Below are 17,436 nucleotides of genomic sequence, written 5' to 3' on the forward strand. Positions count from 1 at the left end.
GGCATCATCGGGCCGCGGCGCATATTCGGGCGTGAGCCAGGGCAAATTCCTCGGCATATGGGCAGGCCGAAGCCATCGCCACCTTGATGCGGCGGACGGAGATGCGGACCTGGGCGCCGATCTTCAAGAGCTTCAATCGGATCGTGCCGCAGGTGGCATCGGCAAGGCGGCTACCGGTGAGGCCGAGGCGGCGTAGCGCACAGATCAGCACATAGGCCAAGGATGCAAACCAGAGCCGCAACTGATTGGCGCGCATGGTGTGGGCGCTGGTGCGGTCGGCATAGAGATCGAGCTGGCATTCCTTGATGCGGTTCTCCATATCGCCACGGGCGCAGTAAAGCTCCTCGTAAAGCGGTTGTGCCGCCCAGTATTCCGGTTCCAGCGAGGTGACGATGAAGCGCGGATTGGCCCCCGCCATCGTCCATTCGGCCTTGGCCACCACCCGCCGCCGGCATGACCAGCTGCCCTTCGTCGACCACAGGAAGTCGCGGAAGACGCGGGCAGCCTGGCCGCTTGCCTTGGCCGCAAGGCTCGCTTCCTCCAGGGCCTCGGCGATCTTCTCTTCCAACCGCTTGTTGCGGGCAAGGCCAAAGACATAGTCGACGCCGTTTGCCTCGCACCAGTCCATCAGTTCGTCGCGGGCAAAGCCGGAATCGGCCCGCAGGATGATGCGGACGTTGGGCCAGCGCGCGCGGATCTGCTTGACGATCCGCCCGACCTCCTCGACCGCGCCGGCGCTGGCGTCGATATTGGAGCGTCGCAGCTTGGCCGAAAGCAGATGCCGGCCGCAAAAGATGTAGAGCGGCAAATAGCAATAGCCGTCATAATAGCCGTGGAAGAACCGCCCTTCCTGATGGCCGTGCAGCGGATCGTCGGTGGCGTCGAGATCGAGCACGATCTCCTCCGGCGGCCTGTCGTGTGCGTCCACGAACAGCTCCACGAATAGCGCTTCCAGCGCCCCTGCGTCATAGGCGATCTTATGATAGCGCGTCGGCGCGCCGGGGCGGCCGTGCTCCAGCCGGTTCAACGTGGATTTGCCGGCAAGCACCGCACAGTCTTGTCGCTTCGGCGTCAGCCGCTCCGACAGCAGCGCAAGTACCGGGTCGTGGCGCAGCGTGTCGTGATCGTCGACATCCTCATAGCCCAGCGCGATCGCTGCAATGCGCTGCCCGACCAGCGTGCGCATGCTGTGGACCGTGCACTTGCGATCGCGGCCATCAATGAAGCAGCCGGCCACCCGGTCGAATAGCCCGATGGCCCCATCGACGTGGCGAAGCAGCAGCGCACCGGCATCCGAGGTGATCGCGCCGCCGTCAAAACCAGCGATAACTTTGTGGCCGTCGAAGCCTTTAAATCCGAACTGCGCGGAGATACAGTGTGTTTGCATCGGGCCTCCGTAACGAATCTGGTAAGCCTTTGTCGTAAAAGCAGTTTCTCAGATTCGCAGGCCCGATGCACCCCTTACTTTGAGAGATTCGGGCTAGCGCACCGGCCCGAAAATCGGAATCGATTTTCGGAAAGCACGATGCGTAGATTCGAAAGTGTTGGAGCATCCTTGGTGCGTCCGAAAGGACGCACGCTCTAATGCATTTCGACCAAAATAGAGCGCCGCGTATCCGTTAGGACACGCGGCGCTCATCACATTGAATCTGCGACTTATTTCAGGCCGGCCAGCAGTTCCCTGAAGCCGCCTTCGACGGAAGGGCGAATATCGGCGCGTTCGAGGGCGAAGGCGACGTTTGCCAGGATGAAGCCATCCTTGGCGCCACAGTCGTAGGTCGCGCCGCGGAAATGGTAACCGGCGAAATCCTGTTCCTTCAGCAGCTTCAGCATGCCGTCGGTGAGCTGGACCTCGTTGCCGGCGCCGCGCTCCTGGGTTTCGAGGATCTTGAAGATCTCCGGCTGCAGGATATAGCGGCCGTTGATGAAGAAGTTGGAAGGCGCCGTCCCCTTGGCGGGCTTTTCCACCATGCCGGTAATGCGGAATCCGTCGCCGATCGCCTCGCCGACTCCGACGATGCCGTATTTATGCGCCTGGTCCGGCGCGCATTCCTCGACGGCGATGATATTGCCGCCGCTCTGGCCGTAAAGGTCGATCATGCCCTTCATGCAGCCCTTTTCGCCCTTCATGATCATATCGGGCAGCAGCAAAGCGAAGGGCTCGTCGCCGACGATCTCGCGGGCGCACCATACGGCGTGGCCGAGGCCGAGCGGTTCCTGCTGGCGGGTAAAGCTCACCGTACCTGCCTTGGGAAGCTGCTGCTGCAGGAGCGTGATTTCCGCCTTCTTGGCGCGCTCCTTGAGCGTCTGCTCGAGTTCGAAATGAATGTCGAAATAATCTTCGATGACGTGCTTGTTGCGCCCGGTGACGAAAACCAGATGCTCGATCCCGGCTTCGATCGCCTCATCGACGACATATTGAATGATCGGCTTGTCGACCACGGTCAACATTTCCTTCGGAACAGCCTTTGTTGCCGGCAGGAACCGCGTCCCCAACCCTGCTACCGGGAAAACTGCCTTACGAACTTTATTGTGATGCGCCACACAGGCCTCCTGCTTTGACTATATCGCCTTTTAAATAAAGCCGTTCACGTCTGACTAGTATAGAATTGCAACTGTTTTGCAACTGGTGACCTCAGCTGACGGTCATGGTAAAGAATTTGTTGACTCCGTTCCTGTAGTCTCGGGTCTGGGCGGACATGACGCCCTGCTACGCCTGAAACTGAAGATGTGGGATACGACTGTCGATGACCCAGAATCACAAAAACTCCCTTCGTGGTCTTGCTCTCGCCCTCATTGTCGCCGCCCAGGTTGGGCTGGTCCCCGACAACGCGAAAGCTGATTCCCGCTTCCAGAAATGGATCGCGGATTTTTACCAAACAGCCGCTCAGAGTGGCATCAGTAAGGCAACCTATCAAAAGGCCTTTTCCGGGGTGAGCGAGCCCGATCCGACCGTGCTCGAAAAGGCGGCCTACCAGCCGGAATTCACCTCGAAGATCTGGGACTACGTCGATTCCCGCGTCAATCCCTATACCGTCAAGATCGGCCGCGAGATGGCCGCCAAGCACGCAAGAACGCTCGCTGCGATCGAGCAGCGCTTCGGCGTCGACAAGACCATACTGCTGGCTATCTGGTCGATGGAATCGAATTACGGCGCGGTTCTCGACAAGGACGACCGGCTGCACTACGTGCCGCGCGCCCTGGCAACGCTTGCCTATGCCGATCCGAGCCGTGCCAAATTCGCCAAGAAACAGCTGGTCGCCGCGCTGAAGATCCTGCAGAATGGCGATGTGCCGGCACGCGAGATGACCGGCTCCTGGGCCGGCGCCATGGGCCACACCCAGTTCATTCCGACAAGTTACCTGCTTTATGCCATCGATGCCGACGGCAACGGCCATCGCGACATCTGGAACTCGATCCCCGACGCGCTGGCGACCTCGGCCAATCTCTTGATGAAGAACGGCTGGGACACCGGCAAGACCTGGGGCTACGAGGTCGTCGTTCCCGCCGCAGTCGCCAAGCAGGCCGGCAAGACCCATACACTGGCCCAATGGGCGGCACTCGGCCTGACACGCCCGAATGGCAAGGCCTTCCGCGAGAGCGGCACCAAAGCCGTATTGAAGATGCCGGCCGGAGCCGGCGGCCCGGGCTTCCTGATGACTGCCAACTTCTTCACCATCAAGAACTACAATGCCTCGGACAGCTACGCGCTTGCCGTCGGCCTGCTGGCCGACCAGATCGCCGGCTATGGCGGCATGCAGCAGCGTTGGCCGCGCCCGAACGGCGCACTCGACATCACCGAGAAATTCGAGCTGCAGACCCGTCTGAAGACGCTCGGCTATTACAATGGCGAGGTCGACGGCAATTTCGGCTCGGGTTCGAAGGCGGCGATATCAGCCGTGCAGTCGCGCATCGGCATGCAGCCGGACGGCGAGCCCTCGCTACCGCTTCTGAACGCCCTGCGCCGCTAGAGTTCGCGTCGGTTCGGGAATCATGCAGGGCGCTTCAAGTCTTTGTCTCATGCAGGTCGCCCCGTCCTGCCGCACGGTTTTGGCGAATCCGTATTGGAAGCGGCAGAACCGCGACCTAGATATTAGTGGGAGTGGACGCTGGCCTGCCCTGCGTGCAAGATGCCTGCAGATGCGGAACTGCCCATGACGAAGAAAACTGATCGGACCCGTAAAATCCGTTGGCTCGTGCTCGCCTTGGCGGCGGCTTCGCTGTGCCTTGGCGCTCTGGCGCCGGTGCATGTCGCCGAAGCCCAGGAGCAGCGCTATCAGCGCCGGTCGATCTTCGATTTCTTCCTTGGCCGGCGCTATCTCGACGACGGCCCGCAAGCCCCTGACGTTCAGCAGCCGAGACGCCAGCAGCGCAAACGCCCGCCGGCGCAGAAAGCCATCGTCAATACCCGCACTGCACCGCCGGTCCGCGCTCCCGTCCAGGAGGAGCCGGCAGTGCAAAAGCTTGGCGACGCCCGAAAAATCCTGATCGTCGGCGATTTCCTGGCCAGCGGCCTCGGCGACGGCCTCACCGCCGCCTTCGAGACCTCGCCGGGTGTCGTCGTCGAAGCCCGCGGCAACGTCTCATCGGGTCTTGTCCGCGACGATTATTACGACTGGCCGGAACAGCTGCCGAAGATGATCGACGAGCTGAAGCCGGCAATGGTCGTCGTCATGATCGGCGCCAACGACCGCCAGCAGATGGTGACCGACACCGCCAAGGAAAAATTCCGCACCGATGCCTGGTTCACCGAATACCGCCGCCGCGTCCTTTCCTTCGGCAAGGAGGTCACCGACCGCAAGATCCCACTGCTCTGGGTCGGCCTTCCCGCCTTCGAATCCGATCAGATGACGGCCGATGCCGTCCAGATGAACCAGCTCTATCGCAACCAGGTCGAAAGCATCGGCGGTGAATTCGTCGATATCTGGGATGGCTTCGTCGACGAAAACGGCAACTTCATCGTCACCGGTTCGGATGTGAACGGCCAGCAGGTGCGCCTGCGCACCTCCGACGGAATCAACCTGACCCAGGCCGGCCGGCGCAAGCTTGCCTTTTACGTGGAAAAACCGGCGCGACGTCTTCTCGGTACCCAGGCAAGCCCGGATCTGGTCCGCCTCGACTCCAGCAATCTGCCCGGTCTCGGCCTTCCCGCCAATCCGGTTGAGCACACCGTGCCGATCAGCCTCTCCGATCCCAATCTCGACGGCGGCGCCGAGCTGCTCGGCGCCAGGCCGCCGCCCATGGCCTTGACGCGGTCGCCACGCGACCTCCTGGTCGAGCAGGGCGAAATGACGCCGGCGCCTCCCGGCCGCGTCGATGATTACCGCCTGCCGGTGGCAAAAGCGCCGGCCGAAGTCTCGGTCAAGTGAAAGGGCAGCGCGAGGCGGCTCGCCGCTTCGAGGACGTCGCTCGCGCGTCCTGTCAAACACGGCGCTATAAAAAAACTCCGCCGGAGCGGCGGAGTTCTTGTCTTCGGAAAGGTGTGCGGCTGACGCTCAGTTCGGCAGGACGGTCGAGCCCATCAATTCCTCGTCGATGGCGCGTGCCGCCTGGCGGCCTTCACGGATCGCCCAGACCACCAGCGATTGGCCGCGGCGCACGTCGCCCGCCGTCCAGAACTTGTCGACCGAAGTCTTGTAGTCGCGGTCGTTGGCGACGACGTTGGTCGAGCCGCGCTTGTCGGTGTTGAGCGTCAGCTTGCCGTCGAGCTCCTTCAGTACGCTGCCGGTGAACGGCCCGCGGAAACCGATGGCGATGAAGGCAAGATCGGCCCGGATGACGAATTCCGTGCCTGGAACCGGCCGCCGGCGTTCGTCGACCTCGCAGCACTTGACGCCGGTCAGCACACCGTCTTCGCCGACGAATTCAAGAGTGGCCACCTGGAATTCACGCACGGCGCCCTCGGCCTGCGAGGAAGAGGTGCGCATCTTCGTCGCCCAGAATGGCCAGACGGCAAGCTTGTCTTCCTTCTCCGGCGGCTGCGGCCGGATGTCGAGCTGGGTGACCTTGACGGCCCCCTGGCGGAACGCCGTGCCGACGCAGTCCGAAGCCGTATCGCCACCGCCGACGACGACGATATGTTTGGCGCCGGCAAGAATCGGGTCCGACGGCCAGCCGACGCTGTCGATGTTCTCGCGTCCGACGCGGCGGTTCTGCTGCACGAGATAGGGCATCGCATCATGCACACCGGCAAGGTCGGTGCCTGGGATGCCCGCCTCGCGCGGCGTTTCAGAGCCGCCGCAGTAGAGGACGGCGTCGTGATCGGCGAGCAGTTGCTCGACCTTGACGTCGACGCCGACATTGACGCCGCAATGGAAGGTGACGCCCTCGCCCTTCATCTGCTCGACGCGGCGGTCGATGAAGTTCTTCTCCATCTTGAAATCGGGAATGCCGTAACGCAGCAGTCCGCCCGGCTTGGTCTCGCGCTCGTAAAGGTGCACCTCGTGGCCGGCGCGCCCGAGCTGCTGGGCGGCCGCCATGCCGGCGGGACCGGAGCCGATGACCGCGACCTTCTTGCCGGTATGGACCGTGGCCGGCTGCGGCCGGATGAAGCCGAGCTCATAGGCCTTGTCGGCAATTGCCTGTTCGACCGTCTTGATGGCGACCGGCGCATCCTCGAGATTCAGCGTGCAGGCTTCCTCGCAGGGCGCCGGGCAGACGCGACCGGTGAACTCGGGGAAGTTGTTGGTCGAATGCAGGTTCTGGATCGCCGCTTCCCAGTTGTTGTTGTAGACGAGGTCGTTCCAATCGGGAATCTGGTTGTGAACAGGGCAGCCGGTCGGGCCGTGACAATAGGGGATGCCACAGTCCATGCAGCGCGCGGCCTGTTTCTGCACTTCCGGGTCCGACATCGGGATCGTAAACTCGCGGAAATGACGGATGCGATCCGACGCCGGCTGGTACTTCGCCACCTGCCGGTCGATTTCCAGAAACCCTGTTACCTTACCCATATCTTCGTCCCTTACCCTCATGACCGCCTCACCGCAGCCAATCTGTCTATCGTCAGTCCCGGTACCCGGGGCAAGTTGCTTGTCTTGACCGTCATTGGACCATATCCCCTGAAAGACATCCGTGCGATCTGGACAGCTTTCGCCGTCGGTGTGATCGTCACGGGTCATCGAGATATTTTCGTCATCCGTCACCTGCAGTCGTCAGGTGACGAATGTCCGGTGCAATTCATTCCGCGGCGATACCCATCCGGCTGCGCTCCATTTCCTCGAGCGCACGCCGGTATTCGACCGGCATGACCTTGCGGAATTTCGGGCGGTAGTCGGCCCAGTTGTCCAGGATCTCAGTGGCGCGGGCCGAGCCCGTATAATGCAGATGGTTGGAGATCAGCTGGTAAAGGCGCTCCTCGTCATGACGGGTCATGTCGCCGGAGACGTCGACGCGTCCCTTGTGCATGAGATCGCCGCCGTGATGATGCAGCTTCTCCAGCATGTCGTCCTCCTCGGGCACCGGCTCGAGCTCGACCATCGCCATGTTGCAGCGGCTGGCGAAATCACCGGTTTCATCGAGCACGTAGGCGACACCGCCGGACATGCCGGCCGCGAAGTTGCGGCCCGTAGCGCCGAGCACGACGACGACGCCACCGGTCATGTATTCGCAGCCATGGTCGCCGACACCCTCGACGATGGCGATCGCCCCCGAATTGCGCACGGCGAAACGTTCGCCCGCCACGCCGCGGAAGTAGCATTCGCCCTCGGTCGCACCATAGAGCACAGTGTTGCCGACGATGATCGAGTCCTCGGCGACGATCCTCGAATTCTCCGGCGGCCGGATGATGATCTTGCCGCCCGAAAGGCCCTTGCCGACATAGTCGTTACCGTCGCCGATCAGGTTGAAGGTGACGCCGCGCGCCAGGAAGGCGCCGAAGCTCTGTCCCGCCGTGCCGCGAAGCGTCACATTGATCGTGTCTTCCTTCAGCCCGCGATGGCGATAACGCTTGGCGACCTCGCCGGAAAGCATCGCTCCCACCGAACGGTCGACGTTCTTGATGCCGACCTCGAAGGCGACGGGTGTCTTGGCCGTCAGTGCCGGCTGAGCCTGCTCGATCAGCACGCGGTCGAGAATGTCGTCGATCGGGTGCTTCTGCCGGCTCGTCCAGAAGGTCTCTTCCTTGGGAGCGTTGACCTTGTGGAAGATACGGCTGAAGTCGAGGCCCTTCGCCTTCCAGTGGTTCAGCATCTCGTCCTTCTCCAGCAGCTCCGAGGCGCCGATGATCTGGTCAAGCCGGGTGAAGCCGAGCGAGGCGAGGATTTCGCGCACTTCGTTGGCGACGAAGAAGAAATAGTTGATGACGTGCTCCGGCGCGCCCTTGAAGCGCTTGCGCAGCACCGGATCCTGGGTCGCCACGCCCACCGGACAGGTGTTGAGATGGCACTTGCGCATCATGATGCAGCCGGCGGCAATCAGCGGCGCCGTGGCAAAGCCGAACTCGTCGGCTCCAAGCAGCGCCCCGATAATCACGTCGCGGCCGGTCTTCAGGCCGCCATCCACCTGCAGGGCGACGCGTGAACGCAAGCCGTTCAGCACCAGCGTCTGCTGGGTCTCGGCAAGGCCGATTTCCCAGGGGCTGCCGGCATGTTTGAGCGAGGTCAGCGGCGACGCACCGGTGCCGCCGTCGAAGCCGGCGACCGTGATATGGTCGGCGCGCGCCTTGGCGACGCCGGCAGCGACCGTGCCGACGCCGACTTCCGAGACCAGCTTGACCGAAACATCGGCAGTCGGGTTGACATTCTTCAGATCGTAGATCAGCTGCGCCAGATCTTCGATCGAATAGATGTCGTGGTGCGGCGGCGGCGAAATCAGGCCGACACCCGGTGTCGAGTGGCGGGTCTTGGCAACCGTCGCGTCAACCTTGTGACCCGGCAGCTGGCCGCCTTCGCCAGGCTTGGCGCCTTGCGCCACCTTGATCTGCAGCACGTCGGCATTGACCAAATATTCGGTGGTGACGCCGAAGCGGCCCGAGGCGATCTGCTTGATCGCCGAACGTTCCGGGTTCATCGAACCATTGGCCAGCGGTATATAACGGTCGGATTCTTCGCCGCCCTCGCCGGTGTTCGACTTGCCGCCGATCCGGTTCATGGCGATCGCCAGCGTCGTATGCGCCTCCCTGGAAATCGAGCCGAAGGACATCGCCCCCGTCGAGAAACGCTTGACGATATCGGCCGCCGGCTCGACCTCGTCGATCGATACCGGCGTACGGCCGAGCGCCTCGGCGCTCTTCATCTTGAAGAGACCGCGGATCGTGTTCATGCGCAGCGCCGAATTGTTCACCATATCGGCGAACTCGCGGTAGCGGTCCTCGGCATTGCCGCGCACGGCATGCTGAAGGGCTGCGACCGCATCCGGCGTCCAGGCATGGCTTTCGCCGCGCATGCGGTAGGCATATTCGCCGCCGATGTCGAGCGTCGTGGCAAGAAGCGGGTCCGTGCCGAAGGCCGCATTATGGCGGGCGACGGTTTCCGCGGCGATCGCCTCGAGGCCGATGCCTTCGATCATCGTCGCGGTGCCGAAGAAATACTTGTCGATCAGTTCCGACTGCAGGCCGATCGCATCGAAGATCTGCGCGCCGCAATAGGACTGGTAGGTCGAGATGCCCATCTTTGACATGACCTTGAGGATGCCTTTGCCGACCGCCTTGATGTAGCGGTAGACGATTTCGGAAGCATCCACTTCCTTCGGGAATTCGCCCTTGGCATGCATGTCGAGCAGCGTGTCGAAGGCGAGATAGGGGTTGATCGCCTCGGCGCCATAGCCGGCGAGCAGGCAGAAATGATGGACTTCGCGCGGCTCTCCGGTCTCGACGACGAGACCGACCGAGGTGCGAAGCCCCTTGCGGATCAGGTGATGGTGCACGGCAGCCGTCGCCAGCAGTGCCGGAATGGCGATCCGGTCCGGCCCGATCTGGCGGTCGGAGAGCACGATGATGTTATAGCCGCCCTTGACGGCCGCTTCCGCGCGCTCGCAGAGCCGGTCGAGCATCTCGGGCATGCCTTCGGCGCCACGCTCGATATCATAGGTGAAATCGAGCGTCTTGGTGTCGAAACGGTCTTCCGTATGACCGATCGAGCGGATCTTCTCGAGATCGCCATTGGTCAGGATCGGCTGACGCACCTCGAGCCGCTTGGCGTTGGCCGCCCCCTCATGGTCGAGAATGTTCGGCCGCGGCCCGATGAAGGAAACCAGGCTCATGACCAGTTCCTCGCGGATCGGGTCGATCGGCGGGTTGGTCACCTGCGCGAAGTTCTGCTTGAAATAGGTGTAGAGCAGCTTCGGCTTTTCCGACATCGCCGAGATCGGCGTATCCGTGCCCATCGAGCCGATCGCTTCCTGGCCGGTCGTCGCCATCGGCGACATCAGGATGCGAGTGTCCTCGAGCGTGTAGCCGAAGGCCTGCTGGCGGTCGAGCAGCGACACGTCGCGGCGCAGCGCCCGCGGTTCCACCGGCTTCAGGTCTTCGAGGATGAGCTGGGTGCGGTTGAGCCAGCTGCGATATGGATGCGCCGTCGCCAGCTGCGACTTCACCTCGTCATCGGAGATGATGCGGCCTTCTTCCATATCGATCAGCAGCATCTTGCCCGGCTGCAGGCGCCACTTCTGGATGATCTTCTCCTCCGGAACCGGCAGCACGCCGGCTTCGGACGCCATGATGACGCGGTCGTCATCGGTGACGAGGTAGCGCGCCGGCCGCAGTCCGTTGCGGTCGAGCGTCGCGCCGATCTGCGTGCCGTCGGTGAAGGCAACGGCAGCCGGCCCGTCCCAGGGCTCCATCAGCGCCGCATGATATTCGTAGAAGGCCTTGCGTTCGGCGGCCATCGACTGGTTGCCGGCCCAGGCTTCCGGGATCAGCATCATCACGGCATGCGCCATCGAATAACCGCCGCGCACCAGGAATTCGAGCGCGTTGTCGAAGCAGGCCGTGTCCGACTGCCCCTCGTAGGAGATCGGCCAGAGCTTGGAGATGTCCTCGCCGAACAGCGGTGAGGAGACCGACGCCTGGCGCGCCGCCATCCAGTTGACGTTGCCGCGCAGCGTGTTGATCTCGCCGTTATGGGCGACCATGCGGTAGGGATGCGCGAGCTTCCATGACGGGAAGGTGTTGGTCGAGAAGCGCTGGTGCACCAAGGCGACCGCGCTTTCGAAACGCGGATCCGACAGGTCCTTGTAGTAGACGCCGACCTGATAGGCCAGGAACATGCCCTTATAGACGACCGTCGCCGACGACAGCGATACCGGATAGAAATTGCTCTCCTCGCCGTCGAACTCGTCATAGATGCGGTTGGAGATCACCTTGCGCAGCGTGAACAGCCGGCGCTCGAACTCGTCGTTGTTTTCGGCATCCTCGCCGGCGCCGATGAAGACCTGCACATGATGCGGCTCGGTGGCGGCAATGGCCGGCGCCTTGGAGAGCGAGGAATTGTCGACGGGCACGTCGCGAAAGCCGATGAAGACCTGGCCTTCCTCGGTGATGACGTCCTTGATGACCTTCTTAAAGTGCTCGATCTGCTTTTCATCGCGCGGCATGAAGATATGGCCGACGCCATACTCGCCGACCGGCGGCAGGGTGATGCCCTGCTCGGCCATCTCCTCGCGGAAGAACCGGTCGGGGATCTGCACCAGGATGCCGGCGCCGTCACCCATCAGCGGATCGGCGCCGACGGCGCCGCGATGCGTCAGGTTCTCCAGGATGAACAGGCCATCCTTGACGATCTGGTGCGACTTCTCACCCTTCATATGCGCGACGAAGCCGACGCCGCAGGCATCATGTTCGTTGCGCGGATCGTAGAGGCCCTGTTTCTTCGGCAGGCCGGAGGCGGATTTGGAGATATTGGCCGTCGCGCGCAGATTAGCAGCAGCAAACCGGTCAACTTCCATGGATGGCGTCTTCGTCATCATCTTTCCTCCTGTCGAAGCCCGCGGGGCCGCGGGCGGCTTTTCGTCTCGCGCCGCAACCCGAAGATAGGTTCGGCGCATGACAGCGCTGTTGCATTGTGAAGATCGGCCGCAGACATCTGCTTTTAAAGGAAAGCAAACCGTCGCGTTCCGCGCCTGCCATTCGCCTCCGCGCGCCGCCCCTTGAGGCTTGACGCTCGGAAGAACTATAGCGTGAAAGCCGGTCTGTTCCAGGGCTTTCGGCGCCTCTTCGGTCATAAAGGTCAAAATAGGACAGCAACACTGTCCTAATTCATCAGTTCTATGCCAGAAAGCATTCGGCTCTGCAAGAGCGCTCCGTTAAAAAACGTCAATTTGCGACGGAAGATTGCCTGAGTGGCGGCCATGGCGAAATAAAATTACGCCAGGACGTATTATTTTGTTTATTGATTGCGTAGTTCAATTTCCGTGATGTGTCGCGGGCGACAACCTTGATCCCGTGAAGCTTTGGCGTAATGTCCGCTGCGGACTTGCCAACCCCTTCCTTTCTCACGGTTTCCCCACATGTTCTTTGCTTCCGATAACTGGGCCGGCGCCCACAAATCCATTGCCGAACGTCTGCTGACGGCATCGACCGGCTTTGCCGCCGCCTATGGCGCCGGCGATCTGGACAGAAAGGTCGAAGCCCGTTTTTCCGAGATTTTCGAGCGTGAGGTTTCGATCTTCTTCGTCGCCACCGGCACGGCCGCCAACTCCCTGTCGCTGGCAAGCGTCCAGCGCCCCGGTGGCATCACCTTCTGCCACTCGGAGGCCCATGTGATCGAGGATGAATGCGGCGCGCCGGAATTTTTCTCCGGCTCGGCCCGCCTCGTTGCCATTGACGGCGAAGCCGGCAAGATCGATCCGGCAAAGCTTTCGGCGAAGATCGCAAGCTTTCCCGAGGACGCCGTCCATCACGGCCGCGCCAGCGCGGTGACCATCACCCAGGCGACCGAGATCGGCACCGTCTATTCCCTGCCGGAGATCGGCGAGATCGCCGCCATATCGAGGAAGGGCAATCTGCCGCTCCACATGGACGGCGCCCGCTTCGCCAACGCCCTGGTCGCACTCGGCGCCACCCCGGCCGAGATGACCTGGAAGCGCGGCGTCGACATGCTGTCCTTCGGCGGCACCAAGAACGGCTGCTGGTGTGCCGAAGCGATCGTCTTCTTCAATCCGGATCAGGCCCGGGAAATGCCGTTCATCCGCAAGCGCGCCGCCCAGCTCTTCTCCAAGTCGCGTTTCATCGCCGCCCAGTTCGATGCCTATTTCGAAAACGGTCTCTGGCTCGATCTCGCCCGCCATTCGAACGGCATGGCCGACAGGCTGCGCGCCGGCATCGCCACCAGCAACTCCGCCCGCCTGGCCTGGCCGACCGCGTCCAACGAAGTCTTTGCCGTCGTCAGCAAAAGTGCCGCAAAAATTGCGGAGGAAAAGGGCGCGAAATTTTACGAATGGCCGGTCCCGGCGGCAACGCCCGAACTCGTCTCCGAAAGCGAAACCCTGGTTCGCCTCGTCACCAGCTTCGCGACCACCGAAGCAGATGTCGATGGCTTCTTGAAGTGCCTGGCCGCCTGATCGCCTGTCGGAAAGGCCTGTCGACCCGGCGGGCCTTGGGTGACGGACAAGGATTCACGCCGACCTCAGTCCCCTCACCTTTTGCAGAATATCCTCCGACAGTGCTGAAACCAGTGCCTGGTCCGCACCCTTACGCGGCACCAGCACGAATTCCACATCCTCCAGCACCGGAAGTCTTCCCGCAGCGATTTCCTTCAGACCGGACGGCGCCATGCTGCGCGGCTGCACCAGCACGCCCATCCCGGCTCGCGCCGCTGCCGTTAGACCGCTCAGGCTGCCGCAGGTGCAGACGATCCGCCAGGGTACGCCGTTTCGCCCGAGCGCTTCCAGCGCGATCACCCATGTGACGCTCGGCGGCGGAAAGGCGATCAGCGGCAAAGGGCCGGAGGCAAGCACACGCTCGGGATCGCGCGCCAGCCAGACGAGCGGCTCGCGATAGACGAGTTTTCCGCGCGCATCGCCGAGCCGGCGCTTGGCAAGCACCAGATCGATTTCGCCATTGTCCTGCATCTCGTAAAGGACACCGGACAGCGCCACCGTCAGTTCGAGATCGACGGAGGGGTGCGAACGAACGAAATCCTCCAGCACAGCCGGCAACTGGCTGGTGACGAAATCCTCCGACACGCCGAGCCGCAGACTGCCGCGCAGGCTGTGGCTCTTAAACAATGACTGCACCTGCCCTTCGATCGAAAGCATGGCGCGCGCATGCGACAGCAGCGCTTCGCCATCGCCGGTCAGCATCACCTTATGCGTGTCGCGTGCCAGCAGCCTGCGCCCGAGTGCTGCCTCCAGCCGCTGAATGTGCTGGCTGACCGTCGACTGCCCGAGGCCCAGCCTTTCTGCGGCAAGCGTGAAACTGCCCATCTGTTCGACGGCGACGAAACTGCGCAATTGCGAAAGGTCGAGCATGATCCAGATTCTCGATAACTGTTATTCCTTGCATCCTGGATCATAATGGACGACAGAACAATGGCTGTTTTATCACGCCGCGAGACCGCCATGCGCCGCTTTCTGCCCGATACATTCACCATCCTGCTCGTCTGCACCGTCATCCTTGCCTCGTTGCTGCCGGCGCGCGGCACGTTCGCGGATTATTTCGGCATCGCCACCGATCTCGCTATCGCGCTGCTGTTTTTCCTGCATGGCGCCCGGCTTTCGCGCGACGTGGTCATATCAGGCCTGCTGCACTGGCGCCTGCATATCGTCATCCTGCTGACGACCTTTGGCATCTTCCCGCTGCTCGGCATGGCGCTCGGGCTGATCCCCGACACGATCCTGCCGCAGCCGCTTTATCTCGGCATCCTCTTCCTCTGCGTTCTGCCGTCGACGGTGCAGTCGTCGATCGCTTTCACCTCGATGGCGGGCGGCAATGTGCCCGCCGCCATCTGCTCGGCCTCTGCATCCAACATCTTCGGCATGTTCCTGACACCGCTGCTCGTCGGCCTGCTGTTTTCCGTCGGCGGCCATGGCGGCTTCTCCTTCGACGCATTAGAGCAGATCCTGTTGCAGCTGCTTGCCCCCTTCATCATCGGCCAGATCCTGCAACCCTGGATCGGCGACTGGATTCGCGCCAAGAAGAAAATCCTGATGCCTGTCGACCGCGGCTCGATCCTGATGGTCGTCTATCTTGCCTTCAGCACGGCTGTGGTCGAGGGCCTGTGGCACACCTTCTCGATCGCCGATATCGCCGTTGTCATCGTCGCCGACGTGGCCTTGCTGGCAATTGTCCTGGTGCTGACGATGTTCGGCAGCCGTTGGCTGGGCTTCAACAAGGCCGACCAGATCACCATCACCTTCTGCGGCTCGAAGAAGAGCCTCGCGAGCGGCGTACCGATGGCGAACGTCATCTTCGCCGGCCAGTCGATCGGCGCGATCGTGCTGCCGCTGATGCTGTTCCACCAGATCCAGCTGATGGTCTGCGCCGTCATTGCCCAGAAATACGCCGCTGCCGCTGCCCGCCGCGCAACGCAAAAAGAGATAGACGAAGCCGCCAGCCCGGCCTGAGCCGCAATAAAAAAAACGGCGCCCCGATGGAGCGCCGTGCGTTTTATCCCGTGGGATATGATTAGCCGTTGATGACCTGCGCTTCGATGGCCTTCGGAGCCTCGACCGGTTCTGCGGCAATCGCGATCTTGCGGGGCTTCATGGCCTCGGGAATATTGCGCAGAAGATCGATGTGCAGCAGGCCGTTCTTCAGCGAAGCGGCGGTCACCTCGACATGATCGGCAAGCTGGAAGCGGCGCTCGAAGGCGCGCTTGGCAATGCCGCGGTAGAGAAATTCGCCGCTTTCGGCAGGTTCCTCGTTCTTTTCACCCTTCACCGACAGCACATGGGCATGGGCTTCGATCGAAAGTTCGGTCTCGTCGAAACCGGCAACGGCCATGGTGATGCGATAGGTGTTTTCACCGGTGCGCTCGATATTATAGGGCGGATAGGTCTGCGCCTGCTCCGGCTGGGCAAGGCTGTCGAGCATGGTGAAGAGCCGGTCGAAACCGACGGTCGAACGATAAAGGGGAGAGAAGTCTACGTGACGCATGATGTCCTCCTGTGGAAGCGACGTGTTGCGATGAAATGCCCCTGAGACCCCATCATTGGCGGCCTTGGGACGGTTGCGCAGGCCCTGTTCGGCACCCGCAGAAAGGAAATGGTGATGGGATTCGAGGAGTTCAAGACCTTTTGCAATCGCCTTGATCGGCCCGTGAACCCCGCATGAACGACCGGTTCGGAGCACGTTCAGGCGCATTCGCCTAGGACTTAGGCGTCGGGTGAATCTGGTCCCGATGGCTGAAGTGCATCGTCCCTTCTTCTTCAGCCTCAACTTCGGCCGGCCGCGAGCACCCTCATGCTCCTGCCGGCCCTTTTCCCCACCGCTTTCCAAGCCGGATGCCATGCGCTATCCCTGATGCGAAGCAGTCAGCAGCGGCGCATTGGCAAAGTCATGGATCAGGTTCTCTATTCGACGCCCGATAATCCCGCCCCGGAAAACCGCACGGAGGGGTTCTTCGAAACCCATGACGGCCACCAACTGCGTTACGCCGTCTTCCGATCGAGTGGCCAGATTGCCAAGGGCACCGTCGTCATCCTGCACGGCCGCAACGAATATATTGAGAAATATTTCGAGACGATCCGCGACCTGACGGCCAAAGGCCTCTGGGTCGCGACCTTCGACCTGCGCGGCCAGGGCCGTTCGTCACGGCTCATGAAGCGCCGCAACCACGGCCACATCCGCCGCTTTGCCGATTACGAGCGTGATCTCGATACCTTCCTGGAAAAGGTAGTGCTGCCGGATACCCGCCTGCCCTTCTATTTGCTCGCGCATTCCACAGGCGGCCTGATCGCGCTCTCGGCCGCCCCCTACCTCACCACCCGTATCGATCGCATGGTGCTGTCGGCGCCCTTCATCGGCCTGACCGGCCAGGCGGCCTCGCCCCGCGTCATCCGCGCGCTCGCCGGCACGCTGACCGCCGTCGGCCTCGGCTTTCTGCCGCTCACCTCGAAACTGAAGGAGCCGAACTTCAGCGATAATCCGCTGACCTCGGACGAACACCGCTTCGAGCGCAATGTCGCAATGATGAAGGCTCATCCGGAATTGACGCTCGGGCCGCCGACGGCCCGCTGGCTGATCGAGGCTTTCCGCACGATGGACCGGGTCACCTCGCCCTACCATCTCTTCTCGATCACCATTCCGACCATCGTCATCGCCCCGACGCGCGACGGTGTCGTGCCCTACACGGCGCAGGAGCGGCTCTCGCGTTATTTCCGCGCCGGCCAGCTGGTACCGATCAACGGCGCCCGTCATGAGATCTTCCAGGAGCGCGATATCTATCGCGCCGCCGCCCTTGCCGCCTTCCACGCCTTTATTCCCGGCAGCGATGCCGAAGAAAACCAGGACGTCGCCGCCCTCGGCACGTGAGCCGGATCGGCTTTGCCGACCGGGGGATC

At 62.3% G+C, this 17,436-nt stretch carries 11 protein-coding genes; 5 read left to right on the forward strand and 6 right to left on the reverse strand.

The window, feature by feature from the left end:
* Positions 1 to 4: 4 nt before the first annotated feature.
* Both BA011_RS16475 and galU read right to left on the reverse strand, forming a co-directional pair.
* Positions 5 to 1,387, reverse strand: coding sequence for an IS1380 family transposase (locus tag BA011_RS16475; protein ID WP_065281243.1), 1,383 nt, complete (start codon positions 1,385 to 1,387; stop codon positions 5 to 7).
* A 269-nt stretch (positions 1,388 to 1,656) separates the two neighbouring features.
* Positions 1,657 to 2,544: a UTP--glucose-1-phosphate uridylyltransferase GalU gene (gene galU, locus BA011_RS16480; RefSeq protein WP_062941548.1), complete on the reverse strand. Its 888-nt coding sequence runs from the start codon at positions 2,542 to 2,544 to the stop codon at positions 1,657 to 1,659.
* Positions 2,545 to 2,747: 203 nt separating this feature from the next.
* On the opposite strand from galU, the gene BA011_RS16485 reads away from it, so the two are divergent.
* Together BA011_RS16485 and BA011_RS16490 are read left to right on the forward strand one after the other, a co-directional pair.
* Entirely contained in the window at positions 2,748 to 3,971 is a 1,224-nt protein-coding gene (locus tag BA011_RS16485; protein ID WP_062941549.1) for a lytic murein transglycosylase, read from the forward strand.
* A 159-nt stretch (positions 3,972 to 4,130) separates the two neighbouring features.
* Positions 4,131 to 5,369, forward strand: a complete 1,239-nt coding sequence (locus tag BA011_RS16490; RefSeq protein WP_186806446.1) for an SGNH family hydrolase — start codon at positions 4,131 to 4,133, stop codon at positions 5,367 to 5,369.
* Between the two features lie 126 nt (positions 5,370 to 5,495).
* Here the strand turns inward: BA011_RS16490 and BA011_RS16495 are convergent, their stop codons facing one another.
* Together BA011_RS16495 and gltB are read right to left on the reverse strand one after the other, a co-directional pair.
* A complete protein-coding gene (locus tag BA011_RS16495; protein WP_062941551.1) occupies positions 5,496 to 6,950 on the reverse strand; it encodes a glutamate synthase subunit beta in 1,455 nt (484 codons plus the stop codon).
* A gap of 226 nt (positions 6,951 to 7,176) precedes the next feature.
* Positions 7,177 to 11,901, reverse strand: coding sequence for a glutamate synthase large subunit (gene gltB / locus BA011_RS16500; protein ID WP_186806447.1), 4,725 nt, complete (start codon positions 11,899 to 11,901; stop codon positions 7,177 to 7,179).
* A 540-nt stretch (positions 11,902 to 12,441) separates the two neighbouring features.
* Here gltB and BA011_RS16505 point away from each other — a divergent pair.
* A complete protein-coding gene (locus tag BA011_RS16505) occupies positions 12,442 to 13,494 on the forward strand; it encodes a threonine aldolase family protein (RefSeq protein ID WP_065281245.1) in 1,053 nt (350 codons plus the stop codon).
* Positions 13,495 to 13,548: 54 nt separating this feature from the next.
* Here the strand turns inward: BA011_RS16505 and BA011_RS16510 are convergent, their stop codons facing one another.
* The gene (locus BA011_RS16510; protein ID WP_065281246.1) at positions 13,549 to 14,403 is read right to left on the reverse strand and encodes a LysR family transcriptional regulator; all 855 of its coding nucleotides are present in this window, start codon (positions 14,401 to 14,403) and stop codon (positions 13,549 to 13,551) included.
* A gap of 45 nt (positions 14,404 to 14,448) precedes the next feature.
* Between BA011_RS16510 and BA011_RS16515 the strand changes: the two genes are divergently transcribed.
* A complete protein-coding gene (locus BA011_RS16515; RefSeq protein WP_065281247.1) occupies positions 14,449 to 15,498 on the forward strand; it encodes a bile acid:sodium symporter family protein in 1,050 nt (349 codons plus the stop codon).
* A 61-nt stretch (positions 15,499 to 15,559) separates the two neighbouring features.
* Here BA011_RS16515 and BA011_RS16520 read toward each other — a convergent pair whose 3' ends face one another.
* A complete protein-coding gene (locus BA011_RS16520; RefSeq protein ID WP_065282572.1) occupies positions 15,560 to 16,030 on the reverse strand; it encodes an Hsp20 family protein in 471 nt (156 codons plus the stop codon).
* 402 nt (positions 16,031 to 16,432) lie between these two features.
* Here BA011_RS16520 and BA011_RS16525 point away from each other — a divergent pair, with 402 nt between their 5' ends.
* The gene (locus BA011_RS16525) at positions 16,433 to 17,407 is read left to right on the forward strand and encodes an alpha/beta fold hydrolase (protein ID WP_026158880.1); all 975 of its coding nucleotides are present in this window, start codon (positions 16,433 to 16,435) and stop codon (positions 17,405 to 17,407) included.
* Positions 17,408 to 17,436: the final 29 nt, after the last annotated feature.

The sequence above is a fragment of the Rhizobium leguminosarum genome, from assembly GCF_001679785.1.
Taxonomy (GTDB): domain Bacteria; phylum Pseudomonadota; class Alphaproteobacteria; order Rhizobiales; family Rhizobiaceae; genus Rhizobium; species Rhizobium leguminosarum_R.